The following is a 23,319-nucleotide window of genomic DNA, read 5'->3' as shown; positions in this document are numbered from 1 at the left end:
TTTAACTCAGATGAAAACGGGTTCGTTCTCCGAGACGGCCGCGTAAACGCCATTCTGTACACGTGCGGTAACGTCGAGCCGGGAGCAGGAAGATCGGCCGTGACGCGCGGCGTCGCGACCAGACGGGAGTGCGCATGAGCCGGTCCGTGCGGGTTGTCTGGGACGATGCGCTCACCTCGTACGACTTCGGCCCCGGGCACCCTCTCGCGCCCGTGCGGGTCGAGCTGACCATGGCGCTGGCCAGGGAGCTCGGCGTGCTGGACCAGGTGGAGATGGGCGGTTGCGCGCCCGCCACCGACGACGAGCTGGCGCTCGTCCACGAGCGCGACTACATCGAGGCCGTCAAACGGGTCTCCGCCACCGGGCGGGCCGAGGTGGCCTACGGGATCGGCACCACGGACAACCCCGCCTTCCCCGGGGTCCACGAGGCGTCCGCGCTGATCACCGGCGCCAGCCTGGCCGCCGCCCGCGCGGTGTGGAGCGGCGAGGCCGAGCACGCGGTCAACGTCGCGGGCGGCCTGCACCACGCGATGGCCGCCGGGGCGAGCGGGTTCTGCGTCTACAACGACCCCGGCGCGGCGATCGCGTGGCTGCTGGCCCAGGGCGCGTCCAGGGTCGCCTACGTGGACGTGGACGTGCACCACGGCGACGGTGTGCAGGCGCTCTTCTACGACGATCCCAGGGTGCTCACCATCAGCCTGCACGAGAGCCCCCGCACCCTCTTCCCCGGCACGGGATTCCCCGAGGAGCGCGGCGCGGAGGGCACCGCGGTCAATGTGGCCCTGCCCGCCGGATGTGGCGACAGCGGCTGGCTCAGGGCCTTCCACGCGGTGGTCCCGCCGCTGCTGCGGGAGTTCGCCCCCGAGATCCTGGTCACCCAGCACGGCTGCGACAGCCACGCCCTCGACCCGCTGGCCAACCTCATGCTCAGCCTGGACGGCCAGCGGGCCGCGTACGCGGCGCTGCACGAGCTTGCCCACGAGACGGCGGGCGGGCGGTGGGTCGTGACCGGCGGCGGGGGGTACGAGCTGGTGCAGGTCGTGCCCCGGGCGTGGACCCACCTGATCGCGGAGGTGGCGGGCCGTCCCCTCGATCCCGGGACCGCCACCCCCGAAGCCTGGCGTACGTTCGTCAAGGAACGGACCAACCAGACGGCGCCGCTCACGCTGACCGACGGCCGGAATCCGGAATTTCGTGATTTCTCCGCCGGTTATGACCCAGCAGACCCGATCGACCGGGCCATCATGGCGACGAGGAATGCCGTCTTCCCCTTCCACGGGCTCGATCCCCTCCCGTGACACCCGGTCCGCCGGTGAACCGGACGAGGAGCGAAGCGACCCGCCAGGATGCGCCGGTGAACTGGACCGAGGAACGAAGTAGCCCGCGAGGGTGCGCCGGTGAACTGGACCGAGGAACGAAGTAGCGAGGAACGAGCGGATGAGTGACGAGGGAAGTCACCGGATTCCAGCACCCGAGCCGCGACGCGAAGCGTCGCCGGTGACTCGGGCTGAGCTTCGTGAGCACCTGGTCCGTACCCGGATCGCGGGTGACGTGGCGACCAGCCGGGAGAACAACCTGGACCACTACCGGTCGCTTTCCAACCGCGATCCGCACTACATGTTCGGGTTGACCATGGACGGCGCCTGGTCCTACCGGGACGTGCTGGAGCTGATGGCCAAGTCGGCGGGGGTCGTGGCCGATCCCGGGCACCGGGAGGGGCAGGACACCATCGACCCCGACCGCACGATCGAGGCGGTCGAGAAGATGGGCGACACGATCGCCGGGGTGCTCCGGGGGGAGAGTCCCAGGATCCTGATCGCCACCGGGCACCCCACCGGCCTGCTCACCATCCACATGGCCGTGGGCCGGATGCTCAGGGCGCGGGGCGTGACCCTGATGGCCCCGGCCGAGGGCTGGTCGTACTGGGGGAGCGGGTTCGGCCGCAGGCGCAAGATCCGCTATCTGGACGACGTCGCGATGCTCGACGACAAGGGCGCCTTCGTGCACACCCACGACCCCGCCCCGATGCGCGCCATGATCGCCGAACTGGGCGCGGACCGTCCCGATCTGGTGATCGCCGACCACGGCTGGGCCGGGGCGGCGGGCGAGGCGGGCATCCTCACGGTCGGGTTCGCCGACAGCAACGACCCCGCCCTCTTCGTCGGCGAGGCCGAGGGCAAGATCGCGGTCACCGTCCCGCTCGATGACAACGTGCTACCGAGGTATTACGAACCGCTGACGAACCACCTGGTCGAGAGGGTCGTGCGAGCCCTCTGAGGCGGGGGATGCGCAAATTAGGACATCCCTATACGGGCATTTCGCGCCTGCATTCCACGTACCTCGCCGACCGTTTGCCAACTTTTTGGTGATTGTGGGCGACTCTAATGGGAGACAGTTGGTCCGTTCCAAGATCAATGCGAGGGGCACGGTCCGGCTGCTGGCCAGCGATTTCAGCTGTTTCGCTGACGCGGGACTCCGAAGGCTGAGAAAATAGGGGGTTTGCGTGACAGGGGTCCCGACTTACGCTGACGGCAGTACACGTGCGTGAGCAATGGCACCAGTGGGGATAACCCGGATACACGTGCGGAAGAGGCGTCCGATGGGTGCAGGCGAAAGACCTCTCAGCGAGGTGAAGTTCCTGACGGTGGCAGAAGTGGCCACTGTCATGAGGGTGTCCAAGATGACTGTGTACCGACTCGTGCATTCGGGCGAGCTGCCGGCCATCCGGGTCGGTCGATCCTTCCGGGTGCCGGAGCAGGCGGTTCACGATTATCTGAGGGATGCCTACATCGAGGCAGGTTGAGGCAGGGATGGGCTCGACGCGTCGAGCCGAGCGGCCGGTGGGAACGATCCGGCCGTGAGGTGAGCCAGACGCGCTGAGCGCCCATGGTCCTGCTCCTTCCGGTCTGACCGGGGCACGATTTCCGGTATGACCGTTGTGGAGTCGGCCCCTGTCTCGTCGGGGTAGCGACGTGGTCGCCACGTCGTGAGTTCATGCGCCCGGGGTCCCCCCAGGGGCGATCTACCGTGGATCGCCGGTAGTCTGTTGTGCCGGTGTGCTCTCGCGCACCGGTTCGACATTCTCGGCTACCAGCTACCTGGGGGTCCCGTGGGCTCTGTGATCAAGAAGCGCCGTAAGCGCATGGCGAAGAAGAAGCACCGCAAGCTTCTCAAGAAGACCCGCATCCAGCGGCGTAACAAGAAGTAGCGCGGATCTGCGAGGCGCCGATGACCCACACCGTGCTTGTCACCGGGGTCTCGCGCCACATCGGCGCCCGAGTGGCGAGCGTTCTCGCGGATGACCCGGACATCGATCGGGTCATCGGAGTGGATACGGTGCCGCCGCCCTCGCTCTCACGTGATGGCGGCGTACCTCTCGGCCGGACGGAGTTCGTCCGCGTCGACCTGCGCAGCCCCGACATCGCCCAGGTGATCGCGGCCGCCGACATCGACACAGTCGTTCACATGAGTCTGGTGAGCGCTCCTCCCAGGAGCGGCGGCCGCGCGCTCATGAAGGAGCACAACGTCATCGGCACCATGCAGTTGCTCGGTGCCTGTCAGCGGTCCGCGACGGTCCGCCGGGTCGTCACGCGCTCTACCACCGCCGTCTACGGTTCCTCCCCGCACGACCCCGCGGTCTTCACCGAGGACGCCGAGCCGGGAGAGCCGCCGAGCCGTGGCTACGCCAAGGACGCCTCCGAGGTGGAGGGCTATGTCCGGGGCTTCGCCAGGCGGCGCCGCGACGTGGCCGTGTCGACGCTCAGGTTCGCCAACTTCATGGGGCCCGGCGTCGACTCACCGCTGACGCGTTACTTCACCCAGCCCGTCCTGCCGACCGTGCTCGGGTTCGACCCGCGGCTGCAGTTCGTCCACGAGGACGACGCGGTCGAGGTGCTGCGGCGGATGGCGATGGAGGACCACCCGGGCACGTTCAACGTGGCCGGAGACGGCGTGCTGCTCCTGTCGCAGTGCGCGCGCAGGGCGGGCCTGCTCCCGATGCCCGTCCCCTCTCCCGTCTTCCGCTTCATGGGCGACCTCGCCCGGAGCGCGGGACTGGTCGGATTCTCCCCCGAGCAACTCCGCCTGATGTGCCACGGACGCGTGGTCGACGGCACCGCGCTGTCCACGGAGCTCGGCTGGAGGCCGAAGTTCTCCACCGCCGCCGCCTTCGAGGACTTCGTCCGCGCGCGCGACCTGGCCGGAGGCCTTCCCGCCGCCCTGGTGGACATGGTGTCCCGGCCGGTGACGGGGTGAGCGATACGGTCGCCGGGAGCGAGGACGCCGAGGTGATTCCCATCACCAGGACCCGCGCCTCCCGCGAGCACCGGCACCTCCCCGACCCGTCCGACGCGCCTCCCGACACGTCCGGCGGCCCCTCCTCGGAAGCGTCCGATACGTCCGGCGCCCCTCTCTCGGAGACGTCCGACACGTTCGGCGACCCCTTCCCCGAAGCGTCCGATCAGCTCGCCTCCGACGACGAGTGGCCTCTCCCCGGGCCTACCGGGCTTCCCGGGCCGCCGGGCGGTGAGGAAGGCGACGATCACCGGCTGGCCGGGCTGCTCGCCTTCCTGCGCCGCCGGGCGACCGGAGACTACGAGGTCGACGAGTTCGGGTTCGACGCGGAGCTCACCGACAGGGTGCTGCTGGAGCTGATCCGCCCGCTGTACCGCCACTGGTTCCGTACCGAGACCGTGGGCACGCACAACGTGCCCGGCGACTCCGGAGCCCTGATCGTGTCCAACCACTCCGGCACCCTCCCGCTCGACGGGCTCATGCTGCAGGTGGCCCTGTACGACGACCACCCCGCACGTCGCGCGCTCCGTCTTCTGGGGGCCGACCTGGTCTACCGGCTCCCGGTGCTCGGCCACCTGTCCCGCAAGACCGGCCACACCCTCGCCTGCCGCGAGGACGCCGACCGGCTGCTCCGCAAGGGCGAGGTCGTCGGCGTCTTCCCCGAGGGTTTCAAGGGGGTCGGCAAGCCGTTCTCCGACCGCTACCGGCTGCAGCGCTTCGGCCGGGGCGGCTTCGTCGCCTCCGCCATCCGCGCGGGCGTGCCGATCGTGCCCTGCGCCATCGTGGGCGCGGAGGAGATCTATCCCAAGATCGGTGACCTGCGGCTCCTGGCCAGGGTGCTCGGTCTTCCCTACCTGCCGGTCACGCCGCTGTTCCCCTGGCTCGGGCCCCTCGGGCTGGTCCCGCTCCCGTCCAAGTGGATGATCGGCTTCGGCGAGCCGATCCGCACCGACGAGCTCGACCCCGCCGACGCCGACGACCCCATGCTGGTCTTCAACCTCACCGACCAGGTGAGGGAGGTCGTCCAGCAGCAGCTCGACGAGCTCCGCCTCAGGCGCGGGCACGCCTTCCCGCCCTTCTTCTGATCCTCCGGGGCTTTCCGCGTACCGCGGGCGGAGGGGTCAGCGGCCGGAGCGGTAGTGGCGGCGCAGGGCGACGGCGGCGGCGATGCCGCCCGCGACGGCCCCGGCACCCGCCGCGATGGGCAGGCCGATCATGGTCGCCTTGCGTCCCGTACGGAAGTCCTTGATGTCCCAGCTGTTCTGCCGGGCGAACTCGCGCAGCTCGGCGTCCGGGTTGATCGCGGTGGCGCGGCCGACGAGGGAGAGCAGGGGCAGGTCGTTGGCCGAGTCGCTGTAGGCGGCACAGCGGGACAGGTCGAGCCCCTCCCTGCGGGCCAGGGCCCTGACGGCCTCCGCCTTGGCGGGGCCGTGGAGCAGGTCGCCTACCAGGCGGCCGGTGTAGACGCCGTTCGCGGTCTCGGCGACGGTGCCGAGCGCGCCGGTGAGGCCGAGGCGCTGGGCGATCACCCGGGCCAGCTCCACCGGGGTCGCGGTGACCAGCCAGACCCGCTGGCCCGCGTCGAGGTGCGCCTGCGCGATGGCGCGGGTGCCCGCCCAGATGCGGTCCGCCATCACCTCGTCGTAGATCTCCTCACCGAGCCGGACGATCTCCTCGACCTTGCTGCCCGCGACGAACGCCAGCGCGGTCTCCCTGGCCTCGTCGATGTGCGCGGGGTTCTCGTCGCCGCGGATCCGGAAGACCAGCTGTCCGATCGCGAACCTGAACAGATCCTTGCTGGTGAACAGGCCCCGGGAGGCGAGGCCGCGGGCGAAGTGGTAGATGGAGGCGCCGCGCATCATGGTGTTGTCGACGTCGAAGAAGGCGGCGGCCACCGGGTCGGGCTCGGCCATCGGCATCGCCACGGCGGCCGCGGCGGCGACCTCGCCCGCCGCGACCTCCCCGACCGTCGCCCGCCTGGCCGTCTCCGCTTCGTCCCGCCGTCGTAGTAGCCGCCTCATAGCACCTCAGCTTAACCGGGACGGGGGGATGAGATCGGTAACGTCGGTATGAGTCGGATGTGACGTCTTGGTGTCGTACGACATCCCGCGAGCCCGGCGGGGCCGGGGGTTCGGGTTCCGTTGTCGCGGTCCAGGGCGGGAGGGCGGTCCGAGGCTGTGAGGGCGGGGTCCATACCGGACCGGTTACCCGGGTTTCGAGACGGTAGGACGGGGCCCGTACGGACTGTTACCCGGGTTTCGAGGCGGCGGGACAGGTCCCGTACCGGAGCGGCTAGCCGGGTGGGGCCAGGCCCTCGATGTAGTTGAGGTAGACGTGGGCCTTGCGCTGGTTCTCCGCGCCCATCTTGGGGATCATCCCGGCGATCTGGGTGCGCTGTTTCTGGACGAAGCGCTTGAGCTCCTTGGCGCTCGCCGAGTCGCGGCGCCGCATCTGCCGCAGGGAGGTCACCGCGGAGCGCGTGGTGTCCGCCATGGCCTGGAGGGTCTCCCCGATCACCTCCTCGCGTTCGCCCTCACCCTCGCCCCCGCCGGAGCCCAGGAGTTCCTTGACCTCGCGGGCGCGGGTCTCGGCGTAGCCGAAGGAGCGGTCGGCCCGCTCGGCGTCGTCGCTGCTCAGGTGGAACAACGTTCTCTCGGCGGCGCGCTTGAGCGGGTAGAAGGTGTCGCCGGGCATGGACCGGTAGGTCCACATGCCGGACACCACCATCGCGGCCACCATGGCGACGCTCAGCAACTGCGGGAGCAGCCCCGCCCGGGACCTGCGCCGGGAGTGGCGGGGGCCCGCCGGCCGCTGGTCGGGGACGTCCTCCCCGGCGGGGGGCCGCGTGAGCCGCTCGCGGAGTTTGGCGTCGAACTCGGGTCTGGGGGTGGCCGTCATGCGGGCGCCGAGCCGTGACACGCGGTCCTGAATGCGCGCCTGCGACCTCCGCGAGAATCCGGGCAGCCACTTCCCCATGAACGCTCCCTGCCGCCCCCAGCTCATGATCCATCGGTGTCACTTGCCTAACGACGACTCGGCACGGCAGGTTACGCGCTGAGCCACATCGGCATGGGAACATTGTTTCGGGCACGGCGGCCGCGGCCGGGAGCCGGCGGGCCGAGGACGGCCGGTCTCAGCTGAGGTCCGAGGGCAGCGCGCGGGCCAGGGCGCGGATCGCGCGAAACTGGAGTGCCTTGATGGCGCCGCTCTTCTTGCCCATGATGAGCGCGGTCTCCGCCAGCGACATGCCGTGCAGGAAGCGCAGCACCACGCACTCCTGCTGCTCGGGGCCGAGGTCTCGGACGGCGGTGAGCACCCGGTCGCTGATCATTGCGGTGACGACGGCGTTCTCCGGGATGTGCGGGCCGTCGAGCGGTGTGTCGATCACCTCGGCCGTCGTCACCTCAAGACGATACCTGCCGGACTTGAAGTGATCGGTGATCAGGTTCCTCGCGATGGTCACGAGCCAGGCCCCGAAATCACGCCCTTGCCACGTGAAGTCCGTGATCCGGCGGAGTGCGCGGAGAAAGGTCTCGCTCGTGAGATCCTCGGCCAGCGGGTGTGAGCCGACCCGGAAGTAGACGTAGCGATAGACCAGGGTGAGGTAACGATCATAGAGCGTGCCAAAAGCATCCGAGTCTCCGGTTTTGGCACGCAAAACGAGCCTCCGGAGTTCTTCGGAGGCATCCTCACGCACGGTGAGGTCACTACTGCGGACGGGCTGGGCTACCCCGGCTGTCGTGGGGAGGTGCCCGGCGAGCGGCCACGTTTCAGGCATCCGGTATCCCTGAGGGGAGGGGGTACGGCGTGCTCGATCACTCTAGAAATGAACGGGTAATTCCACAATCCACTTTGAAGCGTCGTGACTGGGGGTAATCGCCGGATACGGTGTGGGGTCGGTCGTTCCAGACCGGCACCGGGAGCCAACCGAGGGTTCGGCTACCGGTTGGGGGGTAATGTCCGGCAGCATTGGAGACACCATGGAAGTCCTCGTCGCTGTCATCGCCTTCGCCGGTGCATTGCTCGCAGCCATCGCCACCGGTGCTCTCGTCAGTCGCCTCCGCAGTGAGCCCAAGGGCTGGCTGATCGCCTGGAGCATCACGACGGCGTCTCTCTCCGTCTCACTCGGAGTAATCGCCACCGGGTACCTGATCGGATTCGGGACAAGCACGTTCCGTATTTATCAACTGACCGGATCCATGCTGGCGCCCCTGTGGCTCGCCGTCGGGGTCATCCAGTTGCTGGCCCGCAAGAGCACGGCCAGGTTCTCCTCCTGGCTCCTGGGGATCGCCCTCACCGTCATCGCCACGGTGATCCTGGCGATCGACCCGGTGCTGCAGGAGAAGGACTTCTCCAAGGTCCTCCCGCTGGGCGGTCGTCACTGGAATCTGCCCCCGGCCTACCTGCTCGGGGCCGTCCATGTGATCGTCGTGCTCGTGCTGCTGGGCGGGCTGGTGCTCGCGGTCCTGCGCTGGCGCGGCGGCGACGACTACGACGCCGACAACATGCACGCGCTCCTGGTGCTCGGCCCCACCGGCCTCGCCCTCGTCGGAGCCGTCAGCTTCGCGGTGCCCGGGATGTTCACCGCGCTCCTGCTCTTCGTCACCGCCGCCGCGGTCTGGTACGCCATGCTCCGCCCGCTCGCGCCCTACGAGGACGACGACGAGGACGCCGACGACGCGGACGACGAGTGGGAGGGGCGTCCCCCGCAGCCGCGCCGCCCCGAGTACCAGCCCCGCGACGTGCAGGTCGCCGGTCGCCGCGTCACCCCGGAGGGTCCCCCCACCCGCGCCCTGGCCGAGGAGACACCCCGCCGTTCGGGCCTCGGTGACCTCGTGGCCGAGTACCGGGCGGGTGAGCAGGACGTCGACTACGCTGCGCGCATGCGGCAGCAGCAACCCTCCCAGCCCCCCCAGCCCGACGACAGGTTCGGCGGCCCCGCCACGGGGATGTTCATGGCGGGCGAGTACGGCATGCCGCCCGCCGACCAGCCGCCCGGCGGTGATCCCGGCAGGCGCGGCGGTGATCCCGGCAGGCAGCCGCCGCCGGTCACCGGCCAGTTCGGCATGCAGGGCGTGCCCGGTCCCGCGACCGGTGAGTACAACATCCCGGCCCACGAGTTCGGCAGGCACGGCGCCCCCGGTTCCGGCAGGCCGGGAGGCCCGGGGCCGGGCACCGGCGAGTTCGGCAGGCCGGGGGGCACGGGAGAGTTCGGCAGGCCCGGGGGCCCCGGCACCGGCGAGTTCGGCAGGTCGGGTGAGTTCGGCAGGCCCGCGGGTCCCGGCACCGGCGAGTTCGGCATGCCGGGCGTGCCCGGTCCCGGCAGGCCGGGCAGCCTCCAGCCGATGCCCGCCGACCAGGCCTTCGGCGGCGCCCCCTCCCCGGGCGCCGAGCAGGGGCGCGGAGGTTCCCGGGGCTACGACCGGGGAGGACCCCAGGGCTACGACCAGGCGTTCGGCTCCGCCCCCTCGACCGGGGCCATGTATCCGGGCGGGCCGGGGATGCCTGGCGGAGCCGGTGATCCGCTGGGCGGCCCGAACCGCCCCTCGCCGAGCATCTTCGGCCTGCTGACCGTCTTCACCCTGCTCGACGGCACCGGCGAGAGGTTCGACCGGCTCGCGGAGGAGACCGTCGAGGCGGTGCGCCGCTCCGAGCCTGACACGCTCGTCTACACCTGCCACTCGGTGAAGTCGGCGCCCCTCCAGCGCATCGTCTACGAGCTCTACCGGGACGACGTCGCGTACGGCGACCACCAGCGCCGGCCCCACACCCAGCGCTTCGTCACCGAGCGCCAGACGATGGTGCTCGCCACCAATGTGATCGAACTCACGGTGAACGCCGCGAAGGTGATGCCGCTCCCGACCGCCTTCAGGTCGTGAGCGTCGCGAGCGCCGCGGGCGCGGCGCGGGTGGACTCCCGGCCGGTCACCCGCGAGTAGCCGCGGGCGGGGGGCGTTCAGCCGCCGAACACGGGCGGGGAGCGTCACAAGGCGCCGAACACGGGCGGGGACGGTCAGGCGCCGGAACACGGGTGGGGGAGCGTCCTCAGGCGTCGAGCGCGGGCGGGGGCGTTCCAAGGGGCGTCGCGAGCACGCGAAGGGAGAGTCCTCAGGCGGCGGGAGCGCCGAGGGCGGCGCGCAGGCGGTTCTCGTCGACGCGCCAGAAGTCGTGCTGCACCCCGTCGACGAGGGTGACCGGGATCATCTCCCAGTAGCGGGCCTGGTCCTCCTCGGAGGCCGTGATGTCGCGTTCCTCCCACGGGACGCCGAGGTCCGCGGCGACCCGCTCGATCACCGCCCGCGCGTCGTCGCACAGGTGGCAACCGGGTTTGCCGAGCAGGGTGATGCGATGGTCTCGCGGTGACATGACCGCCACGGTAGCCGAATCGCGGCGGCCCGCCGGTCCTCGCGGCGAGGGACGAAAATCCGGTCCCGCGACTGGGAGAACCCGGCGGCGACGGGGCTCGCACCCGCCGGAGGCGCAGGTCCAGGGCCTGGTGAGGGGGCCGGAGGAGGGACCGGAGGGGGACGCGGCCAAGATTGTGAACACTCACTTTGTGCACCGGTTCACAAAAGGACTAACCTGAATGACAGTGGTTTCACCTCGTCATCCGTCGCGTCCGGGCCGCGCCGGCCGCCTGTCCCCCTGGAGTTCCGGCACGTGATCCGCCGTCTGTCCCAAGCCCGCGAACGCGGCATCCCCGAGGCGACCGTCGCCCGGCTGCCGCTCTATCTGCGAGCGCTGAACGGCATGGCCGAGCGTGGCCTGGCGACCGTGAGCTCGGAGGACCTCGCCGTCGCGGCGGGCGTCAACTCGGCCAAACTCCGCAAGGATCTCTCCCACCTGGGCTCGTACGGCACCCGCGGGGTCGGCTACGACGTCGAGTACCTCATCTACCAGATCTCCCGTGAGCTGGGCCTCACCCAGGACTGGGCCGTCGCCATCGTCGGAGTGGGTAACCTCGGGCGTGCGCTCGCCAATTACGGCGGGTTCGTCTCCCGCGGGTTCAGGGTCGCGGCGCTGCTCGACGCCGACCCCGAAGTGGTGGGCGACCACATCGCGGGATTGAATGTGGAGCACATCGACGAGCTGGAAGCCGTGATAAGACGGCGGGGAGTGTCGATCGTGGTGCTCGCGACACCGGCCCTGGCGGCCCAGCAGGTGGCCGACCGGGTCGTCGCCGTAGGAGTGACCAGCATCCTGAACTTCGCCCCCGTCGTCCTTTCCGTGCCGGAAGGCGTTGATATCCGTAAGGTCGACCTGTCGATTGAATTGCAGATCTTGGCGTTCCACGAGCAGCGCAAGGCGGATCGGATGAGTGGGGGGCCCGCGATGGCCGAGGAGTGGCCCGAGGCGGTGGACTTGTGAAGAGGCACGGCGCACGAGCCGCCCGGAGCGACCGGAAGACGGGAGAGGGCCGATGAGCGTTCTCGTCGTCGGCCTGAGTCACCGGACGGCACCGGTGGCCCTGCTGGAGCGGGTCTCCGTCTCCGGTGACTCGCTGGTCAAGCTGCTCCAGGACATCCAGCAGGACGTCCACGTCGCCGAGACCATGGTCGTCTCGACGTGCAACCGGGTCGAGATCTACGCCGAGGTCGACCGGTTCCACGCCGCGGTGACCTCGCTCTCCCGGCTGCTCAGCACCCACTCCGGCGTTCCCATGGAGCAGCTGACCTCCCACCTCTACGTGCACTACGAGGACCGGGCCGTCGAGCACCTGTTCTCGGTCGGCTCCGGCCTCGACTCGATGGTCGTGGGAGAGGGGCAGATCCTCGGCCAGGTGCGTTCGGCGCTCAGGCTCGCCCAAGAGGAGGGCACCCTCGGCCCGACGCTCAACGAGCTCGTCCAGCAGTCGCTGCGGGTGGGCAAGCGCTCCCACACCGAGACCGGCATCGACCGGGCGGGCGCCTCCCTCGTCGGGGTGGGGCTCACCCTCGCCGAGCGCGCCCTCGGCCCCCTCCGGGGGAAGCGGGCCCTGGTGGTGGGCGCGGGCTCGATGAGCGCCCTGTCGGCCGCGACCCTGCAGCGGGCGGGCGTCACCGACATCGTGGTGGTCAACCGGACCCACGACCGCGCCGTACGGCTGGCGCAGACGGTCGGCGGCAGGGCCGCCGGGCTCGGTGACCTGGCGGCCGAGCTGGCGGAGGCCGATCTGGTCATCTCCTGCACCGGCGCCACCGACGTGGTCATCACGGCCGACATGGTGACCCCCCGCGAGACGTTCCTGCTGGACCTGGCCCTGCCGCACGACATCGACCCCGCCGTGCGGCGGCTGCCCGGGGTGACGCTGGTCGACCTGGAGTCCATGCAGGAGAGCGAGGCCGACGCCGGCACCGACGACGGCGGCCGCGCCGAGGCGGTCACCGCCGTGCGCGGCATCGTCGCCGAGGAGGTCACCGCCTACCTGTCGGCCGAGCGCGCCGCCCGCGTCACGCCGACCGTGGTGGCGCTGCGGAGCAAGGCGGCCCAGGTGGTCGAGGCGGAGCTCGGGCGGCTCGTCGCGCGGGTCCCCGATCTTGAGGGTCGGGTGAAGGACGAGGTCAGCCAGACCGTCAGGCGGGTGGTCGACAAGCTGCTCCACGAGCCCACCGTGCGTGTCAAGCAGCTGGCGGAGTCCCCGGCGGGCGATCATTACGCCGAAGCGTTGCGTGAGCTGTTCAATCTTGACCCGAAGGTGCCCGAAGCGGTGAGGCGCATCGAGACGATCGACGCCGAGCCGGGTAAGAACACCGAGCCGAGCAAGAAGGAGGCAGGCCTGTGAGCAGCGTTTCTCCTCCGCTCCGGCTGGGCACCAGGCGGAGCGTCATGGCGACGACGCAGTCGGGCCTGGTGGCCGCTCGCCTCACCGAGCTGACCGGCGTGGCCGTCGAGCTGGTCGGCGTCACCACCTTCGGCGACGTGACCAAGGCCGACCTCACGCAGCTCGGCGGCACGGGGGTCTTCGTCAGCGCGCTGCGCGACAAGCTGATCGAGGGCGAGATCGACCTGGCGGTGCACTCGCTGAAGGACCTTCCCACCACGCCCGACCCGCGCGTGGTCATCGCGGCGATCCCGCCGCGCGACGACCCCAGGGACGCCCTGGTGAGCGTCGCCAAGCTGGCAGACCTGCCGCCCGGCGCGAAGATCGGCACGGGCTCCCCGCGCCGGATCGCCCAGCTCCGGATGATCCGTCCTGATCTTGACTACGTGCCGATCCGCGGCAACGCCGACACCCGCATCGGCAAGGTGACCTCCGGCCAGCTGCAGGGCGTCGTGCTCGCCGCGGCCGGGCTCGGCCGGTTGGGCCGCGACTCCGAGATCTCCCAGGTCTTCGAGGTCGAGGAGATGCTGCCCGCCCCCGGCCAGGGGGCGCTCGCCGTGGAGTGCCGCTCCGGCCACGCCGACCTGATCGAGCTGCTCGGCGTGCTCGACGACGCCCGCACCCGGGCCGCGGTCACCGCCGAGCGCGCGGTGCTCAACGCCCTGGAGGCGGGGTGCGCCGCCCCGGTGGGCGCGTACTCGGCCGAGAACGGGCCCGATCTGATCCTTACCGCCGCCGTCGTCGCCGTCGACGGCAGGCGCGCGGTGCGCAAGTCCACCGCCGGAAGCTCTTCCGCGCCCACGGATCTCGGCCGCGACCTCGCGGCCGAGATGATCGCGGAAGGGGCCGGCACGTTGATAGGGGAGCGAGCACATTGAGCTCCGGAAGTACCACCTTCGAGCGCCCGTCCGGGTTCGTCGCCTTCGTCGGCGCCGGCCCCGGGGACGAGGGCCTGCTCACGCTGCGTGGCGCCGACCTGCTTGCCAAGGCGGACGTCGTCATCCTCGACCGGGAGGCGTACGGCCCGCTGCTGCGCCACTGCCGCGAGGACGTCGAGATCGTCGACGTGGCCGAGGACGGCGCCGTCTCGCTGAAGGCCGTCAAGACCGCCAAGGGCGGCAGCGGCGTCGTGCGGCTGTGCGCGGGCGACCCGATGTTCTTCTCCTCGATCACCGAGGAGGTCGCGGCCTGCGCCAAGGCGGAGGTGGACTTCGAGATCGTGCCCGGCGTGCCGCCGGCGACGGCGGTGCTCACCTACGCGGGGATCCCCGCCGCGGTGTCGGTGCCCGAGTTCCGGGTCGTGGACGCGACCCAGATCGACGACTGGTCCGCGTACGCCACGGGGTTGGGCACCCTGGTGATCTACAACGGCGTCGCCGAGGCCGTCCCGATCGGCAAGGCGCTGATCGCGGCGGGCCGTCCCGACTCGACGCCCGTGGCGGTGAGCGGCGCGGGCACCACCACCGAGCAGCACACCGTGGTGACCACGCTGGGCAGGCTCGCGCCCGACCTCAAGCACGCGGGGATGACCGAGCCCGCGCTGATCGTGGTCGGCGAGGCCGTCGGCATGCGTGACCGGCTGTCGTGGTTCGAGACCAAGCCGCTGTTCGGCTGGCGGGTGCTCGTGCCCAGGACCAAGGAGCAGTCGGCCAGCCTGGTCGAGCAGCTGCGCTCGTACGGCGCGGTGCCCGAGGAGGTCCCCACGATCTCCGTCGAGCCGCCGCGCACCCCGCAGCAGATGGACCGCGCGATCAAGGGCCTGGTCACCGGCCGCTACGAGTGGGTCGCCTTCACCAGCGCGAACGCGGTCAAGGCCGTGCGCGAGAAGTTCGAGGAGTACGGCCTGGACGCCCGCGCGTTCGCCGGGCTCAAGGTCGCGGCCGTGGGCGACAGCACGGCGCGGGCGCTGGTGAGCTTCGGGGTCAAGCCCGACCTGATGCCGTCCGGCGAGCAGTCGTCGGAGGGCCTGCTGGCCGAGTGGCCCCCGTACGACTCGATGCTCGACCCGATCAACCGGGTGCTGCTGCCGCGCGCCGACATCGCGACCGAGACGCTGGTGGCCGGGCTGACCGAGCTGGGCTGGGAGTGCGACGACGTGACCGCCTACCGGACCGTCCGCGCCGCGCCGCCGCCCGCCCCGACCCGCGAGGCCATCAAGGGCGGCGGTTTCGACGCGGTGCTGTTCACCTCGTCGAGCACCGTCCGCAACCTGGTGGGCATCGCGGGCAAGCCGCACAACGTCACGGTCATCGCGGTGATCGGCCCGCAGACCGCCAAGACCGCCGAGGAGTTCGGGCTGCGCGTCGACGTGATGGCCGACAAGCCCTCGGCTTCCGCCCTCGCGGCGGCGCTGGCGGAGTATGGTGCCAAGCAGCGGCAGGCCGCCGTCGTGGCGGGGGACACCCCCCGCAGGCCCTCGCAGACCCGGCGAGGGGCCCGGCGCCGCGCGAAGTAACCTTGAAGCGCGCCGAGTAATCTTGGAAGTGGCGCCCGCCCGCGCACGACGGGCGGGCAGGCCGCGTCCGTCTCGTGTCAGCCTCGCGTTCGACTCGTGTCCGACTCGCGTTCGACGGCCCCGGGCGAGCGCCGCGAGGCATGATCGTCGCCGTGAGAATCGGCGTCGCGACCGGCACCCTGTCGCGCCGGAAGGATCGGCGTCGCGTGGCGTCGGGAGGACCGGCGGCGTCGCGGTCGGCACCGCGTCACGTCGATCGGCACCGCGCCGCGCCGAGCGGCGAGCCAGGAACACACACCGAAGCTCCTCCGGCCCGCGGATCCCCTACCGGCCGGGGAGAGGGGGAGACAGCATGACGGCCCAGTTCCCTGTCGCGCGCCCGCGCAGGCTCCGTCGTACGGCATCGATGCGCAGGATGGTGGCCGGGACCCGGCTGCACCCGGCGGAGCTGGTGCTGCCGATGTTCGTGAAGGAGGGCATCGCCGAGCCGAACCCGATCGGCTCGATGCCCGGGGTGTTCCAGCACACCCGCGACTCGCTGCGCAAGGCCGCCCACGAGGCCGCCGAGGCCGGGGTCGGCGGGCTGATCCTGTTCGGCGTCCCCGAGGTGAAGGACGGCAGGGGATCGGCGGGCGACGATCCCGAGGGGATCGTCCAGCTGGCCGTGGCCGACCTGATCGCCGACGTCGGTGACGCGATGGTCGTGATGGCCGACACCTGCCTGGACGAGTTCACCGACCACGGGCACTGCGGCATCCTGACGCCGGAGGGGGAGGTCGACAACGACGCCACCCTGGAGCGCTACGCGGCAATCGCGGTGGCCCAGGCTCGGGCCGGGGCGCAGGTCATCGCGCCGAGCGGCATGATGGACGGCCAGGTCGCGGCGATCAGGGCGGCCCTGGACGGCGACGGCTTCGAGCAGATCCCGATCCTCGCGTACTCGGCCAAGTACGCCTCGGCGTTCTACGGCCCGTTCCGCGAGGCGGCCGAGTGCGCTCCCCGGTTCGGCGACCGTAACGCCTACCAGCAGGACCCGGCGGGGCCGATCGGCGAGGCGCTGCGCGAGGTGCGGCTGGACCTCGACGAGGGCGCCGACGCCGTCATGGTCAAGCCCGCGCTGGCCTACCTCGACATCCTGCGCCAGGTGCGCGACGCCGTGGACGTCCCGGTGGCGGCGTACCAGGTCAGCGGTGAGTACGCGATGGTCGAGGCCGCGGCGGCGAACGGCTGGATCGACAGGGACCGGGCGATCATGGAGTCGCTGGTCGCGATCCGCAGGGCCGGGGCCGACATGATCCTCACCTACTGGGCGACCGAGGTGGCCGCGAAACTGAGATGAGATCGACGGCGCGTGCCGAGAACTGGAGGTTCGTCGCTTGATGGAGAAGCGTGTGCGTTAGAGTGCGATAACCGGTGCGGATGTGTCCCAGGTGGCGTAGACCCTGGGTATTTGACGTTCTTCACTGACCAGAGTGGGACAGGTCGATCGCATCCGGGTGGCACGCGGGATGCGCGGACGACGGAGGACACAATGGTCGGGGTACCGATGGTTCGTCGAAGTAGGCGGCATGCTCATCCGAAGCAGATGATCAACTCCGTGCTGGAGTACGCCGCCCTCGGCTGGGCGAGCTGTCCCGGCGCGAGGCCGCTGAAGGGCGGTTCGCGCTCCTGCTCCTGCGACCGGATCGGCTGTCCCGACCCGGGAGCCCACCCGCTCTCGCGGGCCTGGCAGATGCAGGCCACCACCGACCCCACCCTGCTCACCAACTGGTGGCGGTACGAGCCCGAGGCGAACGTGGTCCTGCCCACGGGACGGGTGTTCGACGTCTTCGACGTACCGCTCGCCGCGGGGCGCACCACCCTCGCGAACATGGACTCCGCCGGAGCAACCTCGGGCCCGGTCGCCGTCAACGGCGACCGGGCCCTGTTCTATGTGGCCACCAGGAACGCCTCCGACGACGAGGACGAGTGGTGGACCTGCGCCCTCGACTTCGGCCCTTCCAGCATCGACGAGATGCCGGGCCTGCGCTGGCACTGCCGCGACAGCTACGTCCTCGCCCCGCCCTCGCTGCTGCCGACCGGCGGGGCCGGCTCGTGGCTGCGCCCGCCCGACGGGCGCCCGCTGCCCGACCCGCTCCGCGTCCTCGACTGGCTCGCCGACACCTGCGAGTGAGCCGGGCCGTGCCGGCCGGAACGCCGTCCGCCCGTCACGAGGAGCCGCCCGTCACGAGGAGCCGTCTGTTACGCAGAGCCGCCCAGACCGGCCTCGCGGGCCCGGACGATCGCCTGGGCGCGGTCGGCCACCTGGAGCTTCATGAAGATGTTGGAGACGTGGTTGCGCACCGTCTTGCCGGACAGGAAGAGGATCCCGGCGATCTCGCCGTTGCCCCGGCCCTGGGCGACCAGTTCGAGCACCTCCCGCTCCCGCTCGGTGAGCTCGGGGAAGGCGGTCCGTGACGGATCGGGCATGCCGGTGAAGTAGGCCAGGACGCGACGGGCGATCTCGGGGCCGTAGATGGCCTCCCCGGCGGCGACGGCGCGCACGGCGCGGCCGATCTCCTCGGCACCGGCCTCCTTGAGCAGGTAACCGCGCGCCCCGGCGCGCATGGCGGCGAACACCGAGTCGTCGTCGCGGAACATGGTCAGCACCAGCACCCCGATCCGCGGGCTGGTCCTGATGATCGTCCTGGTCGACTCGACGCCGTTGCCGCCGGGCATCTGCAGGTCCATCACGACCACGTCCGGCTGGAGCTCGGCGGCCAGCGCCACGGCCTCCCGGCCGCCGGACGCCTCCCCGACGACCTCGATGTCCATGGCCGCGAGCAGGCCGCGCAGGCCCTGCCGGAAGACCGGGTGGTCGTCCACGATCAGTACGGTGATCACTCGGTCTCCTCCACCGGCAACCTGGCGGTCACCTCCGTACCGCCGCCGGGGCCGCGGCCGATCACGCACGAGCCTCCCACCTCGGCGGCCCGCTCGCGCATCGAGGTCAGCCCGACGCCCACGACCGGGTTCTCCGGCAGGCCGATCCCGTCGTCGGCGACCTCCACGCGCAGCTCGCCAGGCAGGCGGCGCAGCCGGATGAGGACGGTGGCCGTGCCCGCGTGCCGCCGGGCGTTGGTGAGCGCCTCCTGGGCGATGCGGTAGGCGGCGACCTCGACGGCCGCGGGCAGGTCGCCCAGCGGGCCGTCCGCCGTCACCGCCGTCTCGCCCGCGGTCGCCCGCAGCGCGCCCTCCAGGCCCAGGTCGTCCAGCGCGGGCGGGCGCAGGCCGTACACCAGCTCGCGGACCGACGCGATCGTGGCGATCATCTCCTCGCGGATCTGGACCAGCAGTTTCTCCACGGCCCGAGGGTCGGTGTCGAGGTGCCTGCGCGCCCTGTCGAGGGTGAACGTGACGTTGGTCAGCGCCGGGCCGAGCCCGTCGTGCAGTTCCCTGCCCAGCCTGCGGCGCTCCTCGTCGCGGGTGGACCGGATGCGCTCCCGGGAGCGGTGCAGGTCGGCGGTGAGCCGTACGGCGTGCGCCAGCTCGGCGAGGTGCCTGGCGAGCACCGCCATCGGCTCGCGGCCCGGCCGGGCCCCGGACACGAGCAGGGTGCCGACCCGCTCCGCGTGCCAGAACAGCGGCACCTCCAGCGCCCCGGGCCGCGGCTCCCCGTACGTGAACACGCGCTCCGCCCCGGCCCGGCCGGCGCGGACCTCGACGCCGACCCCGGTGGCCCCCAGCGCCTCGCGGATCACGGCCACGGCCTCGTCGAGGGCCGCCGCCGGATCCCGCGCCCCCTGTCCGGTACGGCCCAGCAGGCCGACGACCCGGTAGGGGTCGCGCTCGACGGCGAACATCCTGTCCACCATCCCCTGCAGCCGGATCCGCAACGGGTGGAAGACCCCGCCCACGGCCAGCGCCGCGACCAGCCCGACGCCCTGGCCCAGGTCGCTGGCGAGGGCACCGGCCATCCAGATCAGCCCGAAGTAGACCCCTCCGGTGACCGCGACGAGGGAGCCGTAGACCAGCGCGCGGTTGAGCACGACGTCGATGCCGTAGAGGCGGTAGCGCAGCACCGCCGCGATGATCGACAGGGGTAACCCGGCCATGAAGACGGTCTCCAGGGCGATCAGCAGCCAGGAACCGGTCACCGCCTTGACGATCCAGAAGACCAGGTACACCGCGAGCGCGCCGACGTACCAGGCGATCTGGCGCCGTAGCTCGATGTCGCCCGCCCGGTAACGGAAGGCCAGCGACAGCAGGCCGAGCGCGGTGAGCACCATCATCGGGCCGCCGATGTACGACTCCACGGCCGGTGAGGCCTCGCGCAGCGCCTCGACGCCGAAGGGGTTCGGGATCGGGAGCTGGCTCTCGAACTCGGGATCCGGGGCGAGGCCGAGGAACAGCGAGTGCCCGGCCATGAGGGCCAGGTTGGCGTACAGGACCGGCCGCCAGCGCCGGGAGGGCAGCCTGCCGTCGGGGAACAGCAGCGGCAGCAGCGAGATGAACACGGGAACGTGCCACAACCACAGCCACATCGACAGCCACGCGAGGTAGGGGGTGATCCCTCCGGGGTCGGTGAGATAGAGCCAGTGGGCGCCGCTGTAGACCAGGTAGTAAAAACCGCCGACGATCCCGCAGGTCCACAGCAGCCAGGGGACGAGCAGTCCCGGCCGGCGGGTGATGAGGAACGCGCCGGCGGCCGGGAACAGGATGACGGTCGGGTCCAGGGTGATGAAGCGATCGGTCCAGGTCGAGGCGCTCAGCTCGGCCAGCCGGATCGCCAGGAGGTTGCACGCGGGCGCCAGCACCGCGCCGGTCCAGACGAGGACGGCGAGTGCCTTTCCTCGCCGTCCTCGCGTGACGTCTCCGTGCGCGGAGGTCGCGGGGCCGGCGGAGTGCGTGTTCATGGCGTCCGCGTTCACGGTCTCCGTGTTCATGGTCTCCGTGTTCATGGTCTCCGCGTTCACCGGGGAGGTCATGCCGTCTCCGTTCCGAGGGGGAGCCTGGCGGCGACCTCCGTGCCGCCGCCGGGGCGTGGCCCGATCGTGCACGAGCCGCCCGCCTCGGCCGCCCGCTCGCGCATGGAGAGCAGGCCCACGCCGCCGCGGACCCGTTCCGGCAGGCCGATCCCGTCGTCGGCGACCGACAGCCGCAGCTCGGCCCCGGTGACCGCGGGCCCGGCGTGCTCCTCTCCCGGCCGGACCACCTCGACCCGTACCAGGGCGGTGGTGGCCTGGGCGTGACGGCGGACGTTGGTGAGCGCCTCCTGGGCGATCCGGTAGGCCGCCACCTCTACCGCCGGCGGGATGTCGCCCAGCGGGCCGGCCGGCGCGACGTCCACCCGCGGCCCCGGCGCGTCGGCCAGCGAGCGCAGCGCGTCGGCCAGGCCGAGATCGTTCAGCGCGGGCGGGCGCAGGCCGTAGACCAGGTCCCTGACGTCGACGATCGCGGTGCCCATCTGGTCGCGTACGCGGACCAGCAGCTCCTCGACGGCCTCGGGGTCCCGCTCCAGCCGGAGCCTGGCCTCGTCCACGGTCATCGCCAGGCTGGCCAGCGTCGGTCCCAGGCCGTCGTGCAGGTCGCGGCGGAGCCTGCGCCGTTCCTCCTCCCGGCCGGTGAGGATGTGCTCCCTGGAGCGTCGCAGGTCGGCGGTGAGCCGTACGGCGTGCGCCAGCTCGGCCAGGTGCCTGGCCAGCACGTTCAGCAGGTCAGGTGAGGGGGCGGGACCGCTGCTGAACAGCCGCCCGACCGGTTCGCCGTGCCAGACCAGCGGGGTCTCGACCGGCCGCTCCCCCAGCTCGCCGTCCCTTACGGTCCCGCCGTGCGCCTCGACGGCCACGCCGTCGGCGCGGAGAGCCTGGCGGACCAGGACCGCGGCGGTGGCCAGCCCCTCGGCGGGGTCGACGGACTCCTGCAGGGTACGGCTCAGCCGGTCGGCCACCCGGTAGGGATCGCGCTCGACCCGGAGCAGCCGGTCCACCGCCCGCTGCAGGCGGAGCCTCGCCGGGTGGAAGACCGCGCCCACGGCGAGTGCCGCGACGAGCCCGGCCACCGGGTCCTGGCCGCCGGACAGCGCGCCGGTCAGCCAGGTCAGGCCGGAGTAGACACCGCCCGCGAGCACCGCCAGGGCGCCGTAGACGAGGATGCCGTTGATCACGACGTGGACGCCGGACGGCCGGGACTCCGGCCGCCGGGCAGGGGGTGTCGTCACTGCCACGCTCGAAGGATCTCCCACGGGATGTCCCGTTGTCCCGGGGCAGATGTCCCGTTCTGGAATCCGGGTCGGACGTCGTGTTTCCGGGAGGACGCGGATGTCCCGTTCAGGGAGGACGCGGTGTGCCCGGGAGGGGGCGGCGGAGATCCGGTCATCGTCCCGGGAGCCCTCGGCCCGCGGGCGAATCCGGTCGTGCCCGTCACCTCGCCGACGATCACTTCCCAGCTCCCCGGTGACGGCGGGGGCCCGTCTTCCGGTGACTACGCTGGAGGGCGTGAGCCGTACTGATAACTCCGAGGCCCTGTTCGCCCGCGCACGCGAGATCGTCCCCGGGGGCGTCAACTCCCCGGTCCGAGCCTTCGGCGCCGTCGGCGGGACGCCGCGCTTCATGACCTCGGGGCAGGGCCCCTACATCACCGACGTCGACGGCAACCGCTACGTCGACCTGGTCTGCTCGTGGGGGCCGATGATCCTCGGCCACCGGCACCCCTCCGTGATCGAGGCCCTGCGGGAGGCGCTGCGCGACGGCACCTCGTTCGGCACGGCGACACCCGGCGAGGTCGAGCTCGCCGAGGAGATCGTCGCCCGGGTGGAGCCGGTGGAGAAGGTCCGCCTGGTCAGCTCCGGTACCGAGGCCACCATGTCCGCCGTGCGGCTGGCCCGCGGGTTCACCGGACGGTCCAAGATCGTGAAGTTCGCGGGCTGCTACCACGGCCACGTCGACGCCCTCCTCGCCTCGGCCGGTTCCGGCGTGGTGACCTTCGGCCTGCCCGACACCCCCGGCGTGACCGGCGCCTCGGCCGCCGACACCGTGGTGCTGCCGTACAACTCGGTCGAGGCGGTCACGGAGGCGTTCCGGACCTTCGGCTCCGACATCGCGTGCGTGATCACCGAGGCGTGCCCGGCCAACATGGGCGTCGTCCCGCCGCTCGACGGGTTCAACGCCACGCTGCGCGAGCTGTGCACCGCGCACGGCGCGCTGCTGATCGTCGACGAGGTGCTCACCGGTTTCCGGGTGTCGGAGTCCGGCTGGTACGGGCTCGACCCGGTCGACGCGGACCTCATGACCTTCGGCAAGGTCATGGGCGGTGGCCTGCCCGCCGCCGCGTTCGGCGGGCGCGCCGACGTGATGGCCCACCTCGCGCCGGAGGGGCCGGTCTACCAGGCGGGCACCCTGTCGGGAAACCCGCTGGCCTGCGCGGCCGGTCTGGCGACCCTGCGCGCCTGCGACGAGGGGGTCTACGACCGGGTCGACGCCGCGGCGCTGGTCATCGGCCGCGCCGCCGCCGACGCCCTGGCCGCGGCCGGGGTGCCGCACCGCCTGCAGCGCGCCGGGAGCCTGTTCTCCATCTTCTTCACCGACGAGCGGGTCACCGACTTCGCCACCGCCCAGAGGCAGGACACCGGCGCCTACCGGGCGTTCTTCCACGCGATGCTCGACCAGGGCGTCTACCTGCCGCCGTCGGCGTACGAGGCGTGGTTCCTGTCCTCCGCCCACGACGACGAGGCCCTCTCCCGCATCGCCGACGCCCTTCCGGTCGCCGCGAAGGCCGCCGCCCAGGCCGGCTGA

21 protein-coding genes are annotated in these 23,319 nt (G+C 71.5%); 14 read left to right on the top strand and 7 right to left on the bottom strand.

All coding sequences use genetic code 11. The annotated features are described in order from the left end of the window. The first annotated feature begins 134 nt into the window (after positions 1 to 134). The 6 genes from ACSC1Q_RS11425 (at position 135) to ACSC1Q_RS11400 (ending at position 5,378) form a co-directional block, all read left to right on the top strand. On the top strand, positions 135 to 1,298 hold the full coding sequence (locus tag ACSC1Q_RS11425; RefSeq protein WP_436758636.1) for an acetoin utilization protein AcuC: 1,164 nt from the start codon (positions 135 to 137) through the stop codon (positions 1,296 to 1,298). 139 nt (positions 1,299 to 1,437) lie between these two features. After that, the gene (locus ACSC1Q_RS11420) at positions 1,438 to 2,277 is read left to right on the top strand and encodes a phosphatase (RefSeq protein WP_436758635.1); all 840 of its coding nucleotides are present in this window, start codon (positions 1,438 to 1,440) and stop codon (positions 2,275 to 2,277) included. A gap of 322 nt (positions 2,278 to 2,599) precedes the next feature. Then, entirely contained in the window at positions 2,600 to 2,803 is a 204-nt protein-coding gene (locus tag ACSC1Q_RS11415; RefSeq protein WP_012887307.1) for a helix-turn-helix domain-containing protein, read from the top strand. 306 nt (positions 2,804 to 3,109) lie between these two features. Next, a complete protein-coding gene (locus ACSC1Q_RS11410) occupies positions 3,110 to 3,208 on the top strand; it encodes a 30S ribosomal protein bS22 (protein ID WP_018654693.1) in 99 nt (32 codons plus the stop codon). Positions 3,209 to 3,228: 20 nt separating this feature from the next. Then, the gene (locus ACSC1Q_RS11405; protein WP_436758634.1) at positions 3,229 to 4,254 is read left to right on the top strand and encodes an NAD-dependent epimerase/dehydratase family protein; all 1,026 of its coding nucleotides are present in this window, start codon (positions 3,229 to 3,231) and stop codon (positions 4,252 to 4,254) included. Further along, positions 4,251 to 5,378: a lysophospholipid acyltransferase family protein gene (locus ACSC1Q_RS11400; protein ID WP_436758633.1), complete on the top strand. Its 1,128-nt coding sequence runs from the start codon at positions 4,251 to 4,253 to the stop codon at positions 5,376 to 5,378. Before ACSC1Q_RS11405 ends, ACSC1Q_RS11400 begins: the two co-directional genes overlap by 4 nt. Positions 5,379 to 5,414: 36 nt before the next feature. On the opposite strand, the gene ACSC1Q_RS11395 is transcribed toward ACSC1Q_RS11400, so the two are convergent. From ACSC1Q_RS11395 to ACSC1Q_RS11385, 3 genes are all read right to left on the bottom strand, one after another. After that, on the bottom strand, positions 5,415 to 6,314 hold the full coding sequence (locus ACSC1Q_RS11395; protein WP_436758632.1) for an HAD family hydrolase: 900 nt from the start codon (positions 6,312 to 6,314) through the stop codon (positions 5,415 to 5,417). A gap of 271 nt (positions 6,315 to 6,585) precedes the next feature. Continuing rightward, positions 6,586 to 7,269 carry a DUF5667 domain-containing protein gene (locus tag ACSC1Q_RS11390; RefSeq protein ID WP_436758631.1) on the bottom strand — a complete coding sequence of 228 codons (684 nt, stop codon included), beginning with the start codon at positions 7,267 to 7,269 and terminating at the stop codon, positions 6,586 to 6,588. Between the two features lie 157 nt (positions 7,270 to 7,426). After that, the gene (locus ACSC1Q_RS11385) at positions 7,427 to 8,071 is read right to left on the bottom strand and encodes a sigma-70 family RNA polymerase sigma factor (RefSeq protein WP_435291168.1); all 645 of its coding nucleotides are present in this window, start codon (positions 8,069 to 8,071) and stop codon (positions 7,427 to 7,429) included. 202 nt (positions 8,072 to 8,273) lie between these two features. On the opposite strand from ACSC1Q_RS11385, the gene ACSC1Q_RS11380 reads away from it, so the two are divergent. Next, positions 8,274 to 10,172, top strand: a complete 1,899-nt coding sequence (locus ACSC1Q_RS11380) for a putative quinol monooxygenase (RefSeq protein WP_436758630.1) — start codon at positions 8,274 to 8,276, stop codon at positions 10,170 to 10,172. 228 nt (positions 10,173 to 10,400) lie between these two features. Here ACSC1Q_RS11380 and ACSC1Q_RS11375 read toward each other — a convergent pair whose 3' ends face one another. Continuing rightward, positions 10,401 to 10,658 carry a glutaredoxin family protein gene (locus ACSC1Q_RS11375; protein WP_436758629.1) on the bottom strand — a complete coding sequence of 86 codons (258 nt, stop codon included), beginning with the start codon at positions 10,656 to 10,658 and terminating at the stop codon, positions 10,401 to 10,403. Positions 10,659 to 10,952: 294 nt separating this feature from the next. Here ACSC1Q_RS11375 and ACSC1Q_RS11370 point away from each other — a divergent pair, with 294 nt between their 5' ends. From ACSC1Q_RS11370 to ACSC1Q_RS11345, 6 genes are all read left to right on the top strand, one after another. Continuing rightward, positions 10,953 to 11,660, top strand: coding sequence for a redox-sensing transcriptional repressor Rex (locus ACSC1Q_RS11370; RefSeq protein ID WP_350968948.1), 708 nt, complete (start codon positions 10,953 to 10,955; stop codon positions 11,658 to 11,660). 52 nt (positions 11,661 to 11,712) lie between these two features. After that, a complete protein-coding gene (locus ACSC1Q_RS11365; RefSeq protein ID WP_436758628.1) occupies positions 11,713 to 13,053 on the top strand; it encodes a glutamyl-tRNA reductase in 1,341 nt (446 codons plus the stop codon). After that, positions 13,050 to 13,970, top strand: a complete 921-nt coding sequence (gene hemC / locus ACSC1Q_RS11360; RefSeq protein ID WP_436758627.1) for a hydroxymethylbilane synthase — start codon at positions 13,050 to 13,052, stop codon at positions 13,968 to 13,970. The genes ACSC1Q_RS11365 and hemC overlap by 4 nt, the downstream gene beginning before the upstream one ends. Then, entirely contained in the window at positions 13,967 to 15,547 is a 1,581-nt protein-coding gene (locus tag ACSC1Q_RS11355; RefSeq protein WP_436758626.1) for a bifunctional uroporphyrinogen-III C-methyltransferase/uroporphyrinogen-III synthase, read from the top strand. Before hemC ends, ACSC1Q_RS11355 begins: the two co-directional genes overlap by 4 nt. A gap of 352 nt (positions 15,548 to 15,899) precedes the next feature. Next, positions 15,900 to 16,886 (top strand): porphobilinogen synthase, encoded by a 987-nt coding sequence (gene hemB / locus ACSC1Q_RS11350; protein ID WP_436758625.1) that lies wholly within the window; start codon positions 15,900 to 15,902, stop codon positions 16,884 to 16,886. Between the two features lie 192 nt (positions 16,887 to 17,078). After that, positions 17,079 to 17,720, top strand: coding sequence for a bifunctional DNA primase/polymerase (locus ACSC1Q_RS11345; protein WP_436758624.1), 642 nt, complete (start codon positions 17,079 to 17,081; stop codon positions 17,718 to 17,720). Between the two features lie 68 nt (positions 17,721 to 17,788). On the opposite strand, the gene ACSC1Q_RS11340 is transcribed toward ACSC1Q_RS11345, so the two are convergent. From ACSC1Q_RS11340 to ACSC1Q_RS11330, 3 genes are read right to left on the bottom strand one after another with little or no spacing between them, the layout of a single operon-like run. Further along, positions 17,789 to 18,430 carry a response regulator transcription factor gene (locus ACSC1Q_RS11340; RefSeq protein WP_436758623.1) on the bottom strand — a complete coding sequence of 214 codons (642 nt, stop codon included), beginning with the start codon at positions 18,428 to 18,430 and terminating at the stop codon, positions 17,789 to 17,791. After that, entirely contained in the window at positions 18,427 to 20,514 is a 2,088-nt protein-coding gene (locus ACSC1Q_RS11335) for a sensor histidine kinase (protein ID WP_436758622.1), read from the bottom strand. Before ACSC1Q_RS11335 ends, ACSC1Q_RS11340 begins: the two co-directional genes overlap by 4 nt. Beyond that, entirely contained in the window at positions 20,511 to 21,752 is a 1,242-nt protein-coding gene (locus ACSC1Q_RS11330; RefSeq protein ID WP_436758621.1) for a sensor histidine kinase, read from the bottom strand. Before ACSC1Q_RS11330 ends, ACSC1Q_RS11335 begins: the two co-directional genes overlap by 4 nt. Before the next feature lie 271 nt (positions 21,753 to 22,023). Here ACSC1Q_RS11330 and hemL point away from each other — a divergent pair, with 271 nt between their 5' ends. After that, positions 22,024 to 23,319 carry a glutamate-1-semialdehyde 2,1-aminomutase gene (gene hemL, locus ACSC1Q_RS11325; RefSeq protein WP_436758620.1) on the top strand — a complete coding sequence of 432 codons (1,296 nt, stop codon included), beginning with the start codon at positions 22,024 to 22,026 and terminating at the stop codon, positions 23,317 to 23,319.

The sequence above is a fragment of the Streptosporangium heterodermiicola genome, assembly GCF_051390675.1.
In the GTDB taxonomy this organism is placed as follows: domain Bacteria; phylum Actinomycetota; class Actinomycetes; order Streptosporangiales; family Streptosporangiaceae; genus Streptosporangium.
The sequence above is the reverse complement of the archived record's forward strand: the minus strand, read 5'-3'. Positions and strand labels throughout refer to the sequence as shown.

Excerpts from the sequence above, each read along its gene's own strand:
- ACSC1Q_RS11425 (WP_436758636.1), top strand. The coding sequence starts at position 135 with ATGAGCCGGTCCGTGCGGGTTGTCTGGGACGATGCGCTCACCTCGTAC.
- ACSC1Q_RS11420 (WP_436758635.1), top strand. The coding sequence starts at position 1,438 with ATGAGTGACGAGGGAAGTCACCGGATTCCAGCACCCGAGCCGCGACGC.
- ACSC1Q_RS11415 (WP_012887307.1), top strand. The coding sequence starts at position 2,600 with ATGGGTGCAGGCGAAAGACCTCTCAGCGAGGTGAAGTTCCTGACGGTG.
- ACSC1Q_RS11405 (WP_436758634.1), top strand. The coding sequence starts at position 3,229 with ATGACCCACACCGTGCTTGTCACCGGGGTCTCGCGCCACATCGGCGCC.
- ACSC1Q_RS11395 (WP_436758632.1), bottom strand. The coding sequence starts at position 6,314 with ATGAGGCGGCTACTACGACGGCGGGACGAAGCGGAGACGGCCAGGCGG.
- ACSC1Q_RS11390 (WP_436758631.1), bottom strand. The coding sequence starts at position 7,269 with ATGGGGAAGTGGCTGCCCGGATTCTCGCGGAGGTCGCAGGCGCGCATT.
- ACSC1Q_RS11385 (WP_435291168.1), bottom strand. The coding sequence starts at position 8,071 with ATGCCTGAAACGTGGCCGCTCGCCGGGCACCTCCCCACGACAGCCGGG.
- ACSC1Q_RS11380 (WP_436758630.1), top strand. The coding sequence starts at position 8,274 with ATGGAAGTCCTCGTCGCTGTCATCGCCTTCGCCGGTGCATTGCTCGCA.
- ACSC1Q_RS11375 (WP_436758629.1), bottom strand. The coding sequence starts at position 10,658 with ATGTCACCGCGAGACCATCGCATCACCCTGCTCGGCAAACCCGGTTGC.
- ACSC1Q_RS11365 (WP_436758628.1), top strand. The coding sequence starts at position 11,713 with ATGAGCGTTCTCGTCGTCGGCCTGAGTCACCGGACGGCACCGGTGGCC.
- hemB (WP_436758625.1), top strand. The coding sequence starts at position 15,900 with ATGACGGCCCAGTTCCCTGTCGCGCGCCCGCGCAGGCTCCGTCGTACG.
- ACSC1Q_RS11345 (WP_436758624.1), top strand. The coding sequence starts at position 17,079 with ATGGTCGGGGTACCGATGGTTCGTCGAAGTAGGCGGCATGCTCATCCG.
- ACSC1Q_RS11335 (WP_436758622.1), bottom strand. The coding sequence starts at position 20,514 with ATGACCTCCCCGGTGAACGCGGAGACCATGAACACGGAGACCATGAAC.